25 protein-coding genes are annotated in these 13,291 nt (G+C 42.6%); 19 read left to right on the forward strand and 6 right to left on the reverse strand.

Features of this window, described 5'->3' with window-relative positions; genetic code table 11:
• Positions 1–360: 360 nt before the first annotated feature.
• Entirely contained in the window at positions 361–729 is a 369-nt protein-coding gene (locus AAC855_RS02505; protein WP_340608051.1) for a hypothetical protein, read from the reverse strand.
• A 372-nt stretch (positions 730–1,101) separates the two neighbouring features.
• Positions 1,102–1,578: a helix-turn-helix domain-containing protein gene (locus tag AAC855_RS02510; protein ID WP_340608052.1), complete on the reverse strand. Its 477-nt coding sequence runs from the start codon at positions 1,576–1,578 to the stop codon at positions 1,102–1,104.
• 103 nt (positions 1,579–1,681) lie between these two features.
• On the opposite strand from AAC855_RS02510, the gene AAC855_RS02515 reads away from it, so the two are divergent.
• From AAC855_RS02515 to AAC855_RS02575, 13 genes are all read left to right on the forward strand, one after another.
• The gene (locus AAC855_RS02515) at positions 1,682–1,873 is read left to right on the forward strand and encodes a Cro/CI family transcriptional regulator (protein WP_340608053.1); all 192 of its coding nucleotides are present in this window, start codon (positions 1,682–1,684) and stop codon (positions 1,871–1,873) included.
• Positions 1,874–2,014: 141 nt separating this feature from the next.
• Positions 2,015–2,413 (forward strand): hypothetical protein, encoded by a 399-nt coding sequence (locus tag AAC855_RS02520; RefSeq protein WP_340608054.1) that lies wholly within the window; start codon positions 2,015–2,017, stop codon positions 2,411–2,413.
• 166 nt (positions 2,414–2,579) lie between these two features.
• Entirely contained in the window at positions 2,580–3,497 is a 918-nt protein-coding gene (locus AAC855_RS02525; protein WP_340608055.1) for a replication protein, read from the forward strand.
• Positions 3,494–4,219, forward strand: a complete 726-nt coding sequence (locus AAC855_RS02530; RefSeq protein WP_340608056.1) for a replication protein P — start codon at positions 3,494–3,496, stop codon at positions 4,217–4,219. The genes AAC855_RS02525 and AAC855_RS02530 overlap by 4 nt, the downstream gene beginning before the upstream one ends.
• Before the next feature lie 23 nt (positions 4,220–4,242).
• A complete protein-coding gene (locus AAC855_RS02535; protein WP_340608057.1) occupies positions 4,243–4,488 on the forward strand; it encodes a hypothetical protein in 246 nt (81 codons plus the stop codon).
• A 20-nt stretch (positions 4,489–4,508) separates the two neighbouring features.
• Positions 4,509–4,706 (forward strand): hypothetical protein, encoded by a 198-nt coding sequence (locus tag AAC855_RS02540; RefSeq protein WP_340608058.1) that lies wholly within the window; start codon positions 4,509–4,511, stop codon positions 4,704–4,706.
• A 207-nt stretch (positions 4,707–4,913) separates the two neighbouring features.
• Positions 4,914–5,360 (forward strand): DUF1367 family protein, encoded by a 447-nt coding sequence (locus AAC855_RS02545; protein WP_340608059.1) that lies wholly within the window; start codon positions 4,914–4,916, stop codon positions 5,358–5,360.
• Between the two features lie 20 nt (positions 5,361–5,380).
• Positions 5,381–5,668, forward strand: a complete 288-nt coding sequence (locus AAC855_RS02550; protein ID WP_340608060.1) for a hypothetical protein — start codon at positions 5,381–5,383, stop codon at positions 5,666–5,668.
• Positions 5,655–6,014, forward strand: a complete 360-nt coding sequence (locus AAC855_RS02555; protein ID WP_340608061.1) for a RusA family crossover junction endodeoxyribonuclease — start codon at positions 5,655–5,657, stop codon at positions 6,012–6,014. The genes AAC855_RS02550 and AAC855_RS02555 overlap by 14 nt, the downstream gene beginning before the upstream one ends.
• 192 nt (positions 6,015–6,206) lie before the next feature.
• The gene (locus AAC855_RS02560; protein WP_340608062.1) at positions 6,207–6,701 is read left to right on the forward strand and encodes an antiterminator Q family protein; all 495 of its coding nucleotides are present in this window, start codon (positions 6,207–6,209) and stop codon (positions 6,699–6,701) included.
• 199 nt (positions 6,702–6,900) lie between these two features.
• Positions 6,901–7,101, forward strand: a complete 201-nt coding sequence (locus AAC855_RS02565) for a hypothetical protein (protein ID WP_340608063.1) — start codon at positions 6,901–6,903, stop codon at positions 7,099–7,101.
• Positions 7,102–7,208: 107 nt separating this feature from the next.
• The gene (locus tag AAC855_RS02570) at positions 7,209–8,258 is read left to right on the forward strand and encodes a DNA-methyltransferase (protein WP_340608064.1); all 1,050 of its coding nucleotides are present in this window, start codon (positions 7,209–7,211) and stop codon (positions 8,256–8,258) included.
• Between the two features lie 187 nt (positions 8,259–8,445).
• Positions 8,446–9,201: a Thoeris anti-defense Tad2 family protein gene (locus tag AAC855_RS02575; RefSeq protein ID WP_340608065.1), complete on the forward strand. Its 756-nt coding sequence runs from the start codon at positions 8,446–8,448 to the stop codon at positions 9,199–9,201.
• Positions 9,202–9,291: 90 nt separating this feature from the next.
• Here AAC855_RS02575 and AAC855_RS02580 read toward each other — a convergent pair whose 3' ends face one another.
• The gene (locus AAC855_RS02580; protein WP_340608066.1) at positions 9,292–9,651 is read right to left on the reverse strand and encodes a helix-turn-helix domain-containing protein; all 360 of its coding nucleotides are present in this window, start codon (positions 9,649–9,651) and stop codon (positions 9,292–9,294) included.
• Between the two features lie 65 nt (positions 9,652–9,716).
• Positions 9,717–9,977 carry a type II toxin-antitoxin system RelE family toxin gene (locus AAC855_RS02585; RefSeq protein WP_099122580.1) on the reverse strand — a complete coding sequence of 87 codons (261 nt, stop codon included), beginning with the start codon at positions 9,975–9,977 and terminating at the stop codon, positions 9,717–9,719.
• Between the two features lie 217 nt (positions 9,978–10,194).
• On the opposite strand from AAC855_RS02585, the gene AAC855_RS02590 reads away from it, so the two are divergent.
• From AAC855_RS02590 to AAC855_RS02600, 3 genes are read left to right on the forward strand one after another with little or no spacing between them, the layout of a single operon-like run.
• Positions 10,195–10,491, forward strand: coding sequence for a hypothetical protein (locus tag AAC855_RS02590; RefSeq protein ID WP_340608067.1), 297 nt, complete (start codon positions 10,195–10,197; stop codon positions 10,489–10,491).
• Between the two features lie 46 nt (positions 10,492–10,537).
• Positions 10,538–10,846, forward strand: coding sequence for a hypothetical protein (locus tag AAC855_RS02595; protein WP_340608068.1), 309 nt, complete (start codon positions 10,538–10,540; stop codon positions 10,844–10,846).
• Between the two features lie 11 nt (positions 10,847–10,857).
• Positions 10,858–11,004, forward strand: coding sequence for a hypothetical protein (locus AAC855_RS02600; RefSeq protein ID WP_340608069.1), 147 nt, complete (start codon positions 10,858–10,860; stop codon positions 11,002–11,004).
• Here AAC855_RS02600 and AAC855_RS02605 read toward each other — a convergent pair.
• On the reverse strand, positions 11,001–11,237 hold the full coding sequence (locus AAC855_RS02605) for a hypothetical protein (RefSeq protein WP_340608070.1): 237 nt from the start codon (positions 11,235–11,237) through the stop codon (positions 11,001–11,003). The two genes, AAC855_RS02600 and AAC855_RS02605, sit on opposite strands and share 4 nt — an antisense overlap.
• Before the next feature lie 160 nt (positions 11,238–11,397).
• Here AAC855_RS02605 and AAC855_RS02610 point away from each other — a divergent pair, with 160 nt between their 5' ends.
• The 3 genes from AAC855_RS02610 to AAC855_RS02620 are packed head-to-tail and all read left to right on the forward strand — an operon-like array spanning position 11,398 to position 12,555.
• Complete coding sequence (locus tag AAC855_RS02610) at positions 11,398–11,730, forward strand: phage holin, lambda family (RefSeq protein WP_340608071.1); 333 nt, start codon at positions 11,398–11,400, stop codon at positions 11,728–11,730.
• Positions 11,711–12,112 (forward strand): structural protein, encoded by a 402-nt coding sequence (locus tag AAC855_RS02615; protein ID WP_340608072.1) that lies wholly within the window; start codon positions 11,711–11,713, stop codon positions 12,110–12,112. Before AAC855_RS02610 ends, AAC855_RS02615 begins: the two co-directional genes overlap by 20 nt.
• Complete coding sequence (locus AAC855_RS02620) at positions 12,109–12,555, forward strand: lysis protein (RefSeq protein WP_422824339.1); 447 nt, start codon at positions 12,109–12,111, stop codon at positions 12,553–12,555. The genes AAC855_RS02615 and AAC855_RS02620 overlap by 4 nt, the downstream gene beginning before the upstream one ends.
• Positions 12,556–13,080: 525 nt before the next feature.
• Here the strand turns inward: AAC855_RS02620 and AAC855_RS02625 are convergent.
• Entirely contained in the window at positions 13,081–13,227 is a 147-nt protein-coding gene (locus AAC855_RS02625; protein ID WP_340608074.1) for a hypothetical protein, read from the reverse strand.
• Between the last annotated feature and the right edge of the window lie 64 nt (positions 13,228–13,291).

Here is a 13,291-nt window from a genome sequence, read left to right on the forward strand (position 1 = left end):
CAACAAAATTGTTTGTGATTTAGCTAATTCAGGCTGCTATATCTCCTCACTTTTCACAGTCAAGGAAATTGATTAAAATAAACATCCCTCTATGATGAGAATGAAAATTAATCTATGGATAGAATTTTACGGAAAAATATTGTCGATTGGTTTAGTGGAAAGACAAGGCAGAGACGTTGGATAACATGGGGTCACTTTCTGGTTATTTTATTTTGTCCTAATCCACCAAAATTATGGGCGCGTGAACATGCTCCTGATTTTTTGCCGGGAATCGTAGTTGATTGTATTTTTCTATGCCTTCTTTGCATCGTTGTAGTCGATATTCCGATAATTCTAATTAAAGATCTGAGAAAACGAATCTCACGCTCTAGCAGTAATCCCACCTGACTCCAACCAACGGCGGGACTTGGTTTTGGTTGAATAGAGTGCTACGTCACTCATACAACATGACCCGCTGCGATTGTCAGAACTCACGTACTTTTTGAGCTCCATAATAATACGGGCGTAAATATCATTTTCATTAACAATACGGACAACCGAATCTATAATTCTACTCACTGAGCGGCTTTTGGGTTTAGCTTCGTGTTCAGCCCGTTTTCTATCCCAGAACGCCATTTGCTTTGCTAAACGGCGTGACTTTGCATTGTTTTTCTGGGGCGTTATTTTCCCGGTTACTGAACGCTTTTCTTTCCTAGCCAGCACGATAACTGGACGAGTTGTAGTAGCCATATTTGCCTCCTCTAAGTAAGTTTTTGCTGTGGTCTGCCACACAGAAACTTACTCAGTGGTAGTTGCTCTAACACATATTCAGAGCTTGGTACTGCCTAGTTTGTTAAAGAGCGTACTGCTTTTATCTTTCGGCTGTGTGCCTTGGATGAATCTAGTATCACCGCCAGTAATAAAATAGTCAACACCATTAGTAATATATTTTTATCATCAATAGTAATATTTATGATTTATAAAGATATTTTTGAAAGAATTTATTTTGAATTGTGACCTTGGTTGCTTGTTGCTTAACTAGGAATAGGCTGCTGAGGGCAGCCTATAGTTGAAATTTTTGGTGGGTTATTATCTTGGCTGGTTGTTTTTTTGCACTTTTAACTAATTTGTTTTTTTGCTACGTCTTGCTAATAGTTCGGCAAAAATGGCATCAAAATGCGCTGATTTTATTTTCAGCTCACGCAAAAACCTATCTGCTTCTTCTGAAGGAAGACTGTCAAATAAGTCCAATATTTCCTTCTGTTTTTTTGTTAGCTTATCACCATTGCTGGATAAATTTAAAGATTCGACATCTTTGCTTGATGCGCGTGTATACTTAGCCATTTCCGCGATTTCTGCTGCTAATGCTGGGCTAAAGTCATCGACTGTAATCTCTAAAATTTTTGCAAATCTAGCGGCATGCAAAACTCCAATAGCGTTCTTTGCATTTAATAACTGCGCAACAGCACTCTGCCCCATGCTTAGCTTTTCTGCCAGCACTTCTTGGGACAGACCTAATTCTTTTTTCTTTGCCTCATATATTGCTTTAAGGCGTCCAGCGTCCGATATTTGTTCGTCGCTCAGTGGGATTTTCTTCATCACTCGATTCTATAACTTAAAGTCATATTTACCAATCACCGTTAGTGTTGACTATTTTATTACTATAGGTGATACTTCATGCCAAATCTAACAGGAGAATTGCATGGAAAGAATTCCGTTATCAGATTTTGTATCCCAAAAAGGGCAGGAGGAAACAGCCTCTCTATTTGGGGTCAATCAAAGTGCTATTAGCAAGGCTCTGGCAATTGGACGGAAAATTACTGTCATCGTCCATAGAGATGGACGAATTGAAGCTGAAGAACTCCGGCCTTTTCCGTCTCACCGCCGAATTTAAATATTAGTTTGCATTGCTCTTTAACAATCTGTCAGTAACCGCCCTGAATATGTGTTAGGGCAATTTACCGTCATCTATCTCAAGGTAGCTGATTTATCTGTTTAACACTTAAATCAAATTTAACTATAGGTAATTTAACTTATGGAACACGCAATCACACGCAATACACGTAATGAGAGTAAAAAATTTATAAGTAATCATTTGCTCTCTTCGATATTGCAGCCCATCAGAGATGTGACGCAAAAGGTTATAGCTAATAAATTAGACGTAGCTACTTCAACCATCACTCGACGAATTGTTCATCTCCAACATACAACTGAAATCATGGCTCACGCTGGAATAATCGATGTAGTGAAAGATGGTGAGCGAAAGATTGGCGAGGAAGAATATCGATACTGGCTTATTCGGATGATGCAAGCCTCTGTCCAGAACTTGGAATTTAATTTCAATGGAGAGGTAAAGATATCTTACGAGGAATATCGGTATTTGCTTAAGCAGCAAATTGAGTTATCAGAAATAAAACTTAGGGATGTTATATGAAAAAGCCCCATCTAGTGCGAATAGATGAGGCCGTGTAAAACATTCATAGAGTGGAAAATTTTACGGAGCAATTATACATGAAAACCAAATTTAATGGTAGGGAAGCCGTATGAATACAGCAGAGATTTATGATTTTAATACGGCTCGAAAAACTAGGAGCAACAGGGTGGAAAACCAAAAATCTGGTTTTGTCCCTTTGTACCGGAGCATCAGAAATAAACCGTGGGCTAAAGACGTGTTTCTCAGAACGTTGTGGGACAATTTGCTTATGGAGGCAGCCAGACAACCGCGTGTATCTAATTTCAAAGGAAAGGCATGGCCTTTACAACCCGGTCAATTAGTCGTAACGGCGGCTGATCTGGGGCTATCTCTGTGTGACCGCAATGGGAAGCCAACCAGCCGTGATGCAGTAGAACGGATGCTAGCATTTTTTGTAAAAGAGGGAATGATTTCCATCGAGGGGGAGAAGCGGAAAGGCCGCGTGATCACCATCACAAATTATACCGAATATGCTCAAATTTCACACGATTTACCCGCACATAAGACCGCACATATAGCCGCACATGACAAACCCAGTAATAACGCGGCCTCAGAGCACACCCCCGCACATGGAGGCGCACATAAGCCCGCACATCATGAACAAGAATATATATCTAATAATAAATTATTAGATGATCGTCCGAGAAAATCTAAATCGTCTGGCAGGGCGAATTCGGATGCTGCGGTCAGTTCTCCCAAAGGTGACAAATGGGGAACAGCCGAAGACCTGACTGCTGCTGAGTGGATTTTCCAGAAAGTCCTGATAGCCAAACCAAACGCTAAGCAGCCCAACTGGGCTGCATGGGCCAATGATATTCGGCTGATGAGGCAATCTGATAACCGAACCCATGCGGAGATCTGCCATCTGTTCAAATGGGCGAATCGAGACCCGTTCTGGTACTGCAACATCTTGTCGCCTGCCAAACTACGAGAAAAATGGGACACACTCGAAGCCCAGAGCACGCAGCAAAACCGGAAGCAAAGAGCGCCAGAATCAACAGGAGACTGGAATAACCGCGAAGAGTGGGAGGACGAATTTATATGAATACTCACCTTGCCAGAGTGATTCAGGATCGGAATGGGGCGGCATTGGCAAAGATGGCTGGAGCGGTGAAATCGCCGGATAAAGTTGTCAACAATGAAGCCGAAAAACTGGTCGATAACCTGTTCAAAAACCTTAAGCAAGTCTTCCCCGCTGCTGTATTTACGATATTCAAAGACTCCAGTGATGAAGGTGCTGCCAAGCGTCAATGGATCGCGGCATTCGCTGAAAATGGTATTCGTACCAAAGAGCAATTGTCTGTGGGAATGCGTCAGGCTCGTGCCAGTGAATCCCCGTTCTGGCCTTCGCCCGGACTGTTCGTGAAATGGTGCAAACAGGGAGAGGCCATCGCAGTTGGTCTACCCACTGAAGATGAGTTGTATGACATGTTCTGCGATTACTGTAAGCGTCGTGGTTGGGGAGATTATCAATGGCAATCCAATGCATGTTATTGGATGGTGACAAAAATTCATTCTGACATGATGCGTCAGAATCTCACTGATTCAGAAGTGAAAAAATTGTTTAGCCGTGAGTTGAAGGCGATGACGAAGCGGATTCTGGCAGGCGAAAAGATACCTGAACCCGTTGTTCAGATAGAGAAAAAATATGCCCCTGTTGATCACTGCAGGGCATTGGAAAGGATCAGAGGGCTCAAGAAAATGCTGGCAAGAGACATACAGGATGATATTGATTCATATCGCAGAAGAGAATGGCGCAGAGGCTGAATAACACGATAGGAAATGTTGAGATGACAACCATTTTTCACAAAGAGAATGATTGGTTCCAAACGCCCAATGTAGAGCAACAGCATCGTTTGATGACTAGTAAAAACAGAGCATTTTGTTTTATTGATCAGCATTGCTTAGACCGCAAAATCAGGCGGTGTTACCCCAGAGGGCGAGCTTATCTAAAATTCGAACGTTTGGAGTACAGAGCCAGTAGCCGATGTAAACAGATTGATTATTCACCTGAGAAGCTACGGGCATTCGCTTAACCCCACCAGAAGAACTTTAGATGACACAGCAAGAAACACCAGACACCAAACAGCTAATCGAACGTACCAACCACGTATTCCTGAAAATTATCTCGCAAATTTGTTTGATCATGACATTGGATGAATCGGACGAATCTGACCGACTGGAGGCATTGCGTCTGGCGAAACATCAGAATGCTGAAATCGAAAAATGGTTATTGAAAGAAAATGCGGGATGAAAATCAAAATAATCTCGTTGAATTGATTAATGCCGTTATTTCGCTGTGAGATTAATACAGGGAGGATTAAATACTATAAGTCATAACATTGGGTTAGTTGAAGTTAAAACTCATTAGAGTTAATTACAGGCCGCTTTATGGGTATGGTTGAACAATGGTCAGATTAATGTATTCAGGCATGAAATCAGAGGACAACATGGAGACCAAATGGAAATACAGGTGGTCAAATCGCCGGGAGGGATATTTGTTCCCGCATTCGAACACGACTTACCCCGGTTAACCAAATTCAAAAATGGCGAGATGTACACCGCCGATATCAAACTCACCAGAAACCCCGCTTTTCACCGCAAAATGTTCGTCTTTTTCAAGTTCTGCTTTGAGCACTGGTCTGCTGATAAGGCGGGATTGGATTGCATGGATGAACATAGCCAGTTTACCCGATTCAGAAAGGATTTAACCATTCTGGCGGGGTTCTATGAACAAACAGTCAGGCTCAATGGCGAGATACGGACAGAGGCCAAGAGTCTGTCTTACGCCAACATGGAACCGGATGAATTTGAACGGTGTTACAGCGCCATGATAAACGCTGCCCTCAGACATATTTTCAGGGGCTGCAATCAGATAACCGAGAATCGGTTGTTGTCATTTTTTTAATTTAAGCAGGAGCAAAACAGGTGAAGCAACAAACTTACCGTAGCAGAAAATGGCTGGCAGCCGTTGGTCAGATTGAATGTTGTGTCCGATGTGGACAATATGGCATTCAGGTCGCTCACAGAAACGAAGGGAAAGGCATGGGGCTAAAGGTTGATGATAGTCTCACGGCGGCTCTGTGTCCTGAATGTCATTATGCGATCGATAATGGCCCAGAGATGAGTAAAGCAGAGCGCCGACACGAGATGGACAGGTCTATTGTTCTGACCGTTAAGGAGCTGACCAGGAGGGGATTGGTTGGGGTACTATGAATTAAAGCTACCGTGGCCACCAACAGTTAACCATTACTGGAAACACTCAAAATGGGGTCACTACATAACCGATAAGGGCAAAGCGTACCGACAACAAATAATAAAACTCATCGAGCAGCAGAACTTAGACATCCTCACAGCATCCCGCATCAAAATAAAAATAATCGCCCATCCTCCAGATAGACGCCGAAGAGACATCGATAATCTGCCAAAAGCAGTCTTCGATTCGCTGACTCATGCCAATTTCTGGGTCGATGATAATCAGATTGATGATATGCAGATCATGTGGGGTGATCTGGTTAAGGGCGGCTGTCTCGATGTCCAGATATGGGAACTGGAGACATGATATTTACAGACTTACATATAGCAATAGAAGAAGCCAGATCCCTACACGGAGCGACAAAGAGGCATCACATGGTCATTCAGTGTGACCACGCACGGATGAAAATAATACAGGAACGAAAAATAAGAATGACAGGCAAGTCAATTATGTACTCAACGAAGTACGACAGATTTCACTCAGTAATGGAGAATTAAGATGAGCTATGTAGGCTGCAAAGAGCTAACGGATAAACAACGAAGCTGGGTTGATAATTGGATGCAGTTATTCGGTGCGTGGGTTCATTCCGGGAGATTGGATGTCCGCCAAGTGAACATGATCTACAAGTTCATGGCGAGCGTGGAGCCTATTAGCACTAAGAGTAGGCCCATGTGCAGTGATGATGAAGGTATGCTGATTTCGCAGGTTGTCGATACCGTCATAGCCATTGACAAAGAAGCATACTCAATATTACTCAGCTACTACGTTCATAGGGCGTCAAAACTATCAATTTCTAAGTTTTTACACAAGCATGCAAAACCAAGATTAATGCAGTCAAAGGGAGGTAGTAAATTAAGAAGCCCCTCCCTTAGGTCAATTAGAAGAGAGGTAAGTGAAAAGATAGAAGCCAGCCTGTATCTTTTGCATGAACCTCTTCGAAATGCATTTAATTGCTACGAACGCGCATCAAAAATCAAGAAAATTACAAAATAGCGTTGACAAACTTGGCCAACTAATTGATACTTTCTGGTAAGGTCGCCTTAGTTACGTCTTAGGGTGTTCCAACAGATTGAATAGCCTCGCCCTTGCGAGGTTTTTTTATACCTGAAATAAACATAAGACTTGCTGTTGTGATTGGTCAGAGTTACATGTGTGTTCACGCCGAATAACTGACCAAAGGTTTAAAATTATCATGCTAAAACATGAAGATATGACAACAGCAGCTTCCTGCGTTTTAGAAACAGTGCCTCTGTATGACTGGGCGTCTGTTTCAGATATTTCTACCTTAACGGGGCTAACAAGGCCACGTTGCCAATTGCTTTTAACTCAATTTTGTCTGGCTGGTCTGATGGAAAGCCGGGACAATGAGACGTTTTTCAAACGTTGCCCTTGATGGGGCAATGTCTTAAGCGGTGAAATGTTGGCTGGTGATGCAATAACGCCAGCCTTCACCCTGTGGCTTTCCTGAGAACCCGTCAGCGTCGATGTATGGAATAGCCAGTGAATTTAAGTAGTACCACATTAATTAACGACGACTCTCTGAAATTTATCAAAACCCTGCCGGATAACTGTATTGACCTGATTGCGACTGACCCGCCTTACTTTCGGGTCAAAGACTGCAGTTGGGATAATCAGTGGAACGATGTGACGGCTTACCTTGCGTGGCTGGATGAACTACTGGCTGAGTTCTGGCGGGTGCTGAAACCCAACGGCAGCCTGTATATGTTCTGTGGTTCACGTTTGGCCTCCGATACTGAGCTGCTCGTGCGTGAACGCTTTAATGTGTTGAACCATATTATTTGGGCGAAACCATCTGGCCCGTGGCGCAGGCAGAATAAAGAAAGCCTGCGGATGTATTTTCCGGCCACGGAACGCATTATTTTTGCCGAACATTATCAAGGCCCTTATCACCCGAAAGGCGATGGCTATTCCCGCCAATGCCGGGAACTGAAACAGTCGGTATTTAAGCCGCTAATCGATTATTTTCGTGATGCCCGGAAAGCGTTAGGCGTCACGGCAAAAGAAATTAATACCACCACCGGGAAGCAAATGGCCAGTCACTGGTTCAGCGACAGCCAGTGGCAGTTACCCAATGAAGCGGATTATCAAAAACTGCAGGTGTTATTTGACAGTATCGCTAAAGAAAAGCATCAGCGTGGCGAACTGAACAAGCCATACCCTGAGTTGGTTGAATCTCATCTTACCCTGTCGCGTCAGTGTGACGAATTACGGCAGGAGTACGGCTTAATGCGCCGTTCGTTCTCAGTCACAGCAGAAGTGCCTTATACCGATGTCTGGCAGTTTGCGCCTGTGCAGTATTATCCGGGCAAACATCCCTGCGAAAAACCTGCTGATTTGATGACGCACATTATTCAGTCCAGTAGCCGGGAAGGGGATCTGGTCGCCGATTTCTTTATGGGTTCCGGGGCGACACTGAAAGCCGCGTTGAAACTGAATCGCCGCGTGTTGGGTGTGGAATTGGAAGAGGAACGGTTTAAGCAGACCGAGCAAGAGATAAGCGAAATATTTTCTGTCAGTAGTAAACTTTGAGTTTACAACTCACTGAATCACGCACTCGACTAACCGACAGATATTTGTAATATGCGACCCTATTTTAAGGCGTATTGATTTTGTTACAGGTTATTCAATTGAGATAAAAAACCGACCTCAGTAATATTAACTGGCTAGTTAGCAGTAGGATGAAATGACCTTTAACGAATAATAAAGTGAGGGATTTATGTCTGACGTTAATAAGCCAGAGAAAACGAATACTAATCAAAATTGCTTTATCAATCCTGAACAATACAAAAATCATGATGCAGTTGCACCTGTTGGCTCATATCCTTGGGCGATGATTCAATTGTATTTAGGAAATCTTATGTATCGCAATGATTGGGATTATCCTAATGAATATATAGGACTTATTCCTAAATCAGAAAAAACTGATGATAAGTTGGATTATCTTATTAAAAAACGTAAACACAACAGCTTTGATAGTTGGCAACCGCTCCAAGAAGATATGATGGCGTGTGATTGGGGACAGATAGATTATATGTTGTCTTTTGATCTTGAAATAGAGGGAAGCACATATGAAGGTGGGCAGGATTGGGGATACCTTGCTGATGGTGAATTTGAAGGTCTAAATGAGCGTGCTTTCGGTACGTTGACCAGAGTCCAAAATAAAACAGATATTGAAAAAATTTCGCTCTTTTATTGGGAGGAGAGAGTAAAGGACACCAAGGGATTATGGTGGAAAGTATCTTCTGAAAATAGTAAAGACGGTTATCAGAAGATGAACGAATTATTTAGCAAGAATCTTTCTATAACTGTTGACGGTATAACTTATAATCTAGGCACTACAACCCCTCAAGAACTAAAAGGCAAGGGTGAGTTTGAATACGTTGGCGCTTACTTTACTGCTGAAGCGCAAGAGTTAAGTGTCATATTAAAACAAATAGGCCAAATTAAACGTTTTTACTGCAATTGGGCTTAACCGCAAAAACACACTGAATTCAAAGCTGCGCATTGCCTGGCTTTTTTGCATTTCAGCCAAAGTAAACGGCCCCTGAGTGGGGCCGTTGGGTTATGGAATGAGTTGTTCTGGCGTGCAGTCGTATAGTGCAGCCAGTTTTTCCCGTGTGCGCTTCTGGGGTCGCTCTGATGCCTCCCACTGAGATACGGTGGATTGAGCTGTGTTGAGCTTTTCAGCGACTTCATACTGAGACAGCCCACGATAGATGCGCCAAGCCGCCAGAATAGAAACATCCTGGTCAACCATGATAGACACAACACCGTTAGGCACGGTCACATCATCGTATTTTGACGGAGTGTAGGGCACATCCTCCCAATCTCCCTTTGCGCTGATAAGTTTTTCGTATTCAGCTACTGGCAGGACAACATACAGTGGTTTTCCTGCTTCATCGTTTATGTATTGCATTGTCATATATTCATCCGAGTGGCTAAGAGTCGCGGTGAATTTAATAATGAGGAAATGGCGGGTTACCCCGCCTAGTACGTTGTCGATGTTCTCCGTTTGACTGCCATTATCGAGCAGATAACCGGTTCGCCGTCAGTGATTTCGAAGATTATCCTGTAGTCACCGACCCTCAGTCTGTACTGGTTATCAAGGTCATGAAGCTTCTTGATGTCCAATGTTACTGCAGGAAAGGTTTCAAGTTGGTTAACCTTCTCATTGATAGCTTTCCGGTATCTGGTATCGATTGAAAGCAACTGTTTTCGTGCTTTCCTCGTCCATTGAACCGTAACCATCGTTTCCTCATTTGTTAAAGAACATATCCGCTTGGGATGATTAGATAATAAGATTTAAATCGTATTCGATCAACTAAAAATGCGATTTAAATGCGATATTGTTTTCAGGGCTACGCTATTTGCGTGGTCTTTTTAATTATGCCACCGCAATCACTCACAGAACCTCAGTATTTCTTATTGCGGCTGGCACCCTATTAACTTACTAGTGAGGTTTATCATGACATTATTTTTTGAAGTTGGGATGCCAACAACAACGACTAGCCTCATGTCTGCTGGTTGTCATCGTGATGTCGGAATTGGCTCTTTTACTGTCAATATGCTGACGGAAAAGCAATTAGCCGCTGATGTCAAAGTATCAGGGTTTTGCGGACATGAAGATTATGAAAATAAACTTATCGTAAAGTATAAAGAAACCTTTGATCCTGAAAGCACATTTGCTGAGTTTTTTGAGCGCGCTGAAAATTACGCAAAACAATACTGCAACCAAATTGGGCTGGCAGAAAAAGCGGCCTAGAGGCCATGTTGTTGGATCTTTCGTTAAGGCAATAGCGAGGTGAATAATGAAGATTGAAGTGGCTTTTCCTAAGATGAATTCTAGGGCGAAATTTAAGAATAATGAAGGCATAACACAGCAAAGTATATTGTCTTTTTCGTCTGAGCGAGTCGCAGTGCTAGAAGCTGATGTGTATGTTTATCCGCAAGAAAACGATGAAATGCCTTCTAATAAAATCCCGCACGTAAAACTCTTTTATGTTGAGCAATACAATGAAAAATCGACGTTTTCAGAATTTGAGCTTAGAGCAACAGAATGGGCTAAGAGTAAGTCATTAGAATTTGCTAACCATATGATGATGCAAATAACTCACTAGTGAGGTAAATAATGGAAAAGCGAATTGAAGAACTGGAAAGAAAGGTTGTTGAGTTGGAAAAACAGCTCGCTGATATTCAAAAATCAGTGAGCTGCGATATTGATGCTCTAAAAACAGGTTCAGCTGTAATTAGACACGCAATAATTAGCAAATCTTAAGACAATTCTTTTATGGTTACGTTTAGCTTATTAATACTGTTGGCTAACTCAGTATAGACTTGCTTTACTGTTGAGTTTTGATGTTGATCGGCAAATTGCTTGAGATTGACTATCACATCATTTTTAACTGACGGAATAGCTGTATCCAAGCTAGCTAGTGTAATAGACAAAGCAGATTCAAGTGCTTCAACTTTTAAAATTAAAGCTGTTAAATCAATAGATTGATAAGACATTTAAAATTCTCATTTTGAAGCTAATCAGCCATCACTTCGGTCAGTTAATATTCGGCTGATACAGTAGCATACCTTAATTATTAACTTATTACATTTCTCACAGGGGCGAACCTATTTCACCCCACGGACACCCATTGTTCTGATGGGGTGGAATATGAAAATGAAAGAAAATCCTGATATCTGGGTGCATCTCGGTGACTGGCTCATCTCGATAAGAGAGCAAGGTATCGGAGCAACCCTCGCGGGGACAATGGCATTTCTTCGCGGTCGTTATCAAGGCGGTGGGTGGTTAAAGGTGTCAATTGATGCCTTTATGTGTGCCATGTTCGCCTGGTTCATTCGTGATGTATTAAATCTGTGTGGTCTGAATCCTGACTTAGCCTACATCGGTAGTGTAGTGATTGGTTATTTGGGGACAGACTTTATTGGTCAATGGCTGCGTAAGGCGGCGGAGAAGAAAGCGGGAGGCAATAATGACGAGAGGCATTCGTAACAATAATCCCGGCAATATTGATCACAATCCCGCGAATAAGTGGCAAGGTCAATTGCAGCATGATCCGAATCTTGAAAAGCGGTTCTGCCGGTTCGAGTCTCCTGAATATGGCATTCGGGCACTGATGAAGTTGCTGTGTAATTATCACAAGGGCGGGCACAACAGCATATCTAAGATGATCAACCGCTGGGCACCTTCCAATGAGAACAATACTACGGCTTACATTAATGGTGTTGCTAAGGCGCTTAATGTTGACCAGTTCGAGAGAATTGAAATCAACAGATCCACACTGATTGCACTGGCTAAGTCGATTATCCGGCACGAGAACGGCAGGCAACCTTATTCCGATGATATTTTCATACGGGCATTTGAGATGCTATGAAAGCCTACGAAAAGATAGTGTTCATTATTATAGTTGGGCTAATTGTTTGGGTTAGTTGGTTAATGGCACTGTCAAACAAATTGAATCAGTTAAATGAAAAACTCACAACTGACCTTAATGAACAAGTCGCCATCAACACCCAGCAGCAAGAGCGCATCAAGTACCTTGCAGAACTGGACAAGATCCACACTCAGGAACTCGCCAATGCCAAGACTGAAATTGACAGGCTGCACGTTGCTTCTCTTGCTCATCCTGAGCGGGTGTACATCAAAGCCAAGTGTCCCGTGCCTGAAACCACTGCCACCTCCGGCATGGATGATGCAACCACTGCCCGACCTACAGACTCCGCTGTCCGAAATTATTGGTTACTCAGAGAGCGAGTTGCAACCTTAGAGCAAATGATTCTGGGATTGCAGGAGTATGTTAGGACGCAGTGTGGGTGAGGCATATTGATTGCTTTCTGCAATTGAATAGTCAATAAGGTTCGACTAGCCTCCCTCTAAATCGTACCGGTCGAGCTGTTGTAAGATTTCTCCGCGGTGGCTGAGTAAGATATTCAAAATCGGCATGAGAGCCTATATATGGCAATATGAACTTGAGATAATACTCCAAATCTATATCAAACGAATGATATCTCAGTATAAACGAAAGAGAACCTTCTGGAGTAAAACCTAACATACGTATTTTACGGGTAACTCCGGCTGATGTGCTACTGTTCGAGGGCTTCCTTAGGTCAAGAATATTTGTGTGTCCGCTAATCCTTAATGATGTAAGCCCATTAACCCGGGAAAATTCTGACACGTATCGTGAATTATGAAACCGACCAATCAAATACCGGGGATGAAAACATATCAAATATCGAGGATCTACATTAGCGAAATAGCAAAAGGATTCAATCATTCCCATAGTACCTAGCATGATGATCTCCAGCAGGAACAAAATAATTACGATAACTTCATATCCTTATTTTACTCCAACAACAAGCGAATAATGCTTAACCATTTGTTACTATCTGGAACTAAAGCCAATATTTCTTTACCCATTCCCTGAGTGGTTAAAGGAATACCCCAGGCCATCACATCCCGTGGTGGTTTTTTTATCTGAATTCCGCGCATTCGTACGCGCACATCTAATCTGAGAACCTTCCAGAAAGTGAGCTTGAGAAAACCGCTAATAGCG

Origin of the sequence: Xenorhabdus bharatensis (assembly GCF_037996705.1) — a bacterium.
GTDB classification, from domain to species: domain Bacteria; phylum Pseudomonadota; class Gammaproteobacteria; order Enterobacterales; family Enterobacteriaceae; genus Xenorhabdus; species Xenorhabdus bharatensis.

What these genes read in the sequence shown, in the direction of transcription:
- AAC855_RS02560 (WP_340608062.1), top strand. Translation starts at nt 6,207, where the DNA reads ATGAGCTATGTAGGCTGCAAAGAGCTAACGGATAAACAACGAAGCTGG.
- AAC855_RS02515 (WP_340608053.1), top strand. Translation starts at nt 1,682, where the DNA reads ATGGAAAGAATTCCGTTATCAGATTTTGTATCCCAAAAAGGGCAGGAG.
- AAC855_RS02510 (WP_340608052.1), bottom strand. Translation starts at nt 1,578, where the DNA reads ATGAAGAAAATCCCACTGAGCGACGAACAAATATCGGACGCTGGACGC.
- AAC855_RS02620 (WP_422824339.1), top strand. Translation starts at nt 12,109, where the DNA reads ATGAAAGCCTACGAAAAGATAGTGTTCATTATTATAGTTGGGCTAATT.
- AAC855_RS02625 (WP_340608074.1), bottom strand. Translation starts at nt 13,227, where the DNA reads ATGCGCGGAATTCAGATAAAAAAACCACCACGGGATGTGATGGCCTGG.
- AAC855_RS02610 (WP_340608071.1), top strand. Translation starts at nt 11,398, where the DNA reads ATGAAAGAAAATCCTGATATCTGGGTGCATCTCGGTGACTGGCTCATC.
- AAC855_RS02575 (WP_340608065.1), top strand. Translation starts at nt 8,446, where the DNA reads ATGTCTGACGTTAATAAGCCAGAGAAAACGAATACTAATCAAAATTGC.
- AAC855_RS02595 (WP_340608068.1), top strand. Translation starts at nt 10,538, where the DNA reads ATGAAGATTGAAGTGGCTTTTCCTAAGATGAATTCTAGGGCGAAATTT.
- AAC855_RS02605 (WP_340608070.1), bottom strand. Translation starts at nt 11,237, where the DNA reads ATGTCTTATCAATCTATTGATTTAACAGCTTTAATTTTAAAAGTTGAA.
- AAC855_RS02530 (WP_340608056.1), top strand. Translation starts at nt 3,494, where the DNA reads ATGAATACTCACCTTGCCAGAGTGATTCAGGATCGGAATGGGGCGGCA.
- AAC855_RS02545 (WP_340608059.1), top strand. Translation starts at nt 4,914, where the DNA reads ATGGAAATACAGGTGGTCAAATCGCCGGGAGGGATATTTGTTCCCGCA.
- AAC855_RS02590 (WP_340608067.1), top strand. Translation starts at nt 10,195, where the DNA reads ATGACATTATTTTTTGAAGTTGGGATGCCAACAACAACGACTAGCCTC.
- AAC855_RS02615 (WP_340608072.1), top strand. Translation starts at nt 11,711, where the DNA reads ATGACGAGAGGCATTCGTAACAATAATCCCGGCAATATTGATCACAAT.
- AAC855_RS02600 (WP_340608069.1), top strand. Translation starts at nt 10,858, where the DNA reads ATGGAAAAGCGAATTGAAGAACTGGAAAGAAAGGTTGTTGAGTTGGAA.
- AAC855_RS02505 (WP_340608051.1), bottom strand. Translation starts at nt 729, where the DNA reads ATGGCTACTACAACTCGTCCAGTTATCGTGCTGGCTAGGAAAGAAAAG.
- AAC855_RS02580 (WP_340608066.1), bottom strand. Translation starts at nt 9,651, where the DNA reads ATGACAATGCAATACATAAACGATGAAGCAGGAAAACCACTGTATGTT.
- AAC855_RS02535 (WP_340608057.1), top strand. Translation starts at nt 4,243, where the DNA reads ATGACAACCATTTTTCACAAAGAGAATGATTGGTTCCAAACGCCCAAT.
- AAC855_RS02585 (WP_099122580.1), bottom strand. Translation starts at nt 9,977, where the DNA reads ATGGTTACGGTTCAATGGACGAGGAAAGCACGAAAACAGTTGCTTTCA.
- AAC855_RS02540 (WP_340608058.1), top strand. Translation starts at nt 4,509, where the DNA reads ATGACACAGCAAGAAACACCAGACACCAAACAGCTAATCGAACGTACC.
- AAC855_RS02565 (WP_340608063.1), top strand. Translation starts at nt 6,901, where the DNA reads ATGCTAAAACATGAAGATATGACAACAGCAGCTTCCTGCGTTTTAGAA.
- AAC855_RS02520 (WP_340608054.1), top strand. Translation starts at nt 2,015, where the DNA reads ATGGAACACGCAATCACACGCAATACACGTAATGAGAGTAAAAAATTT.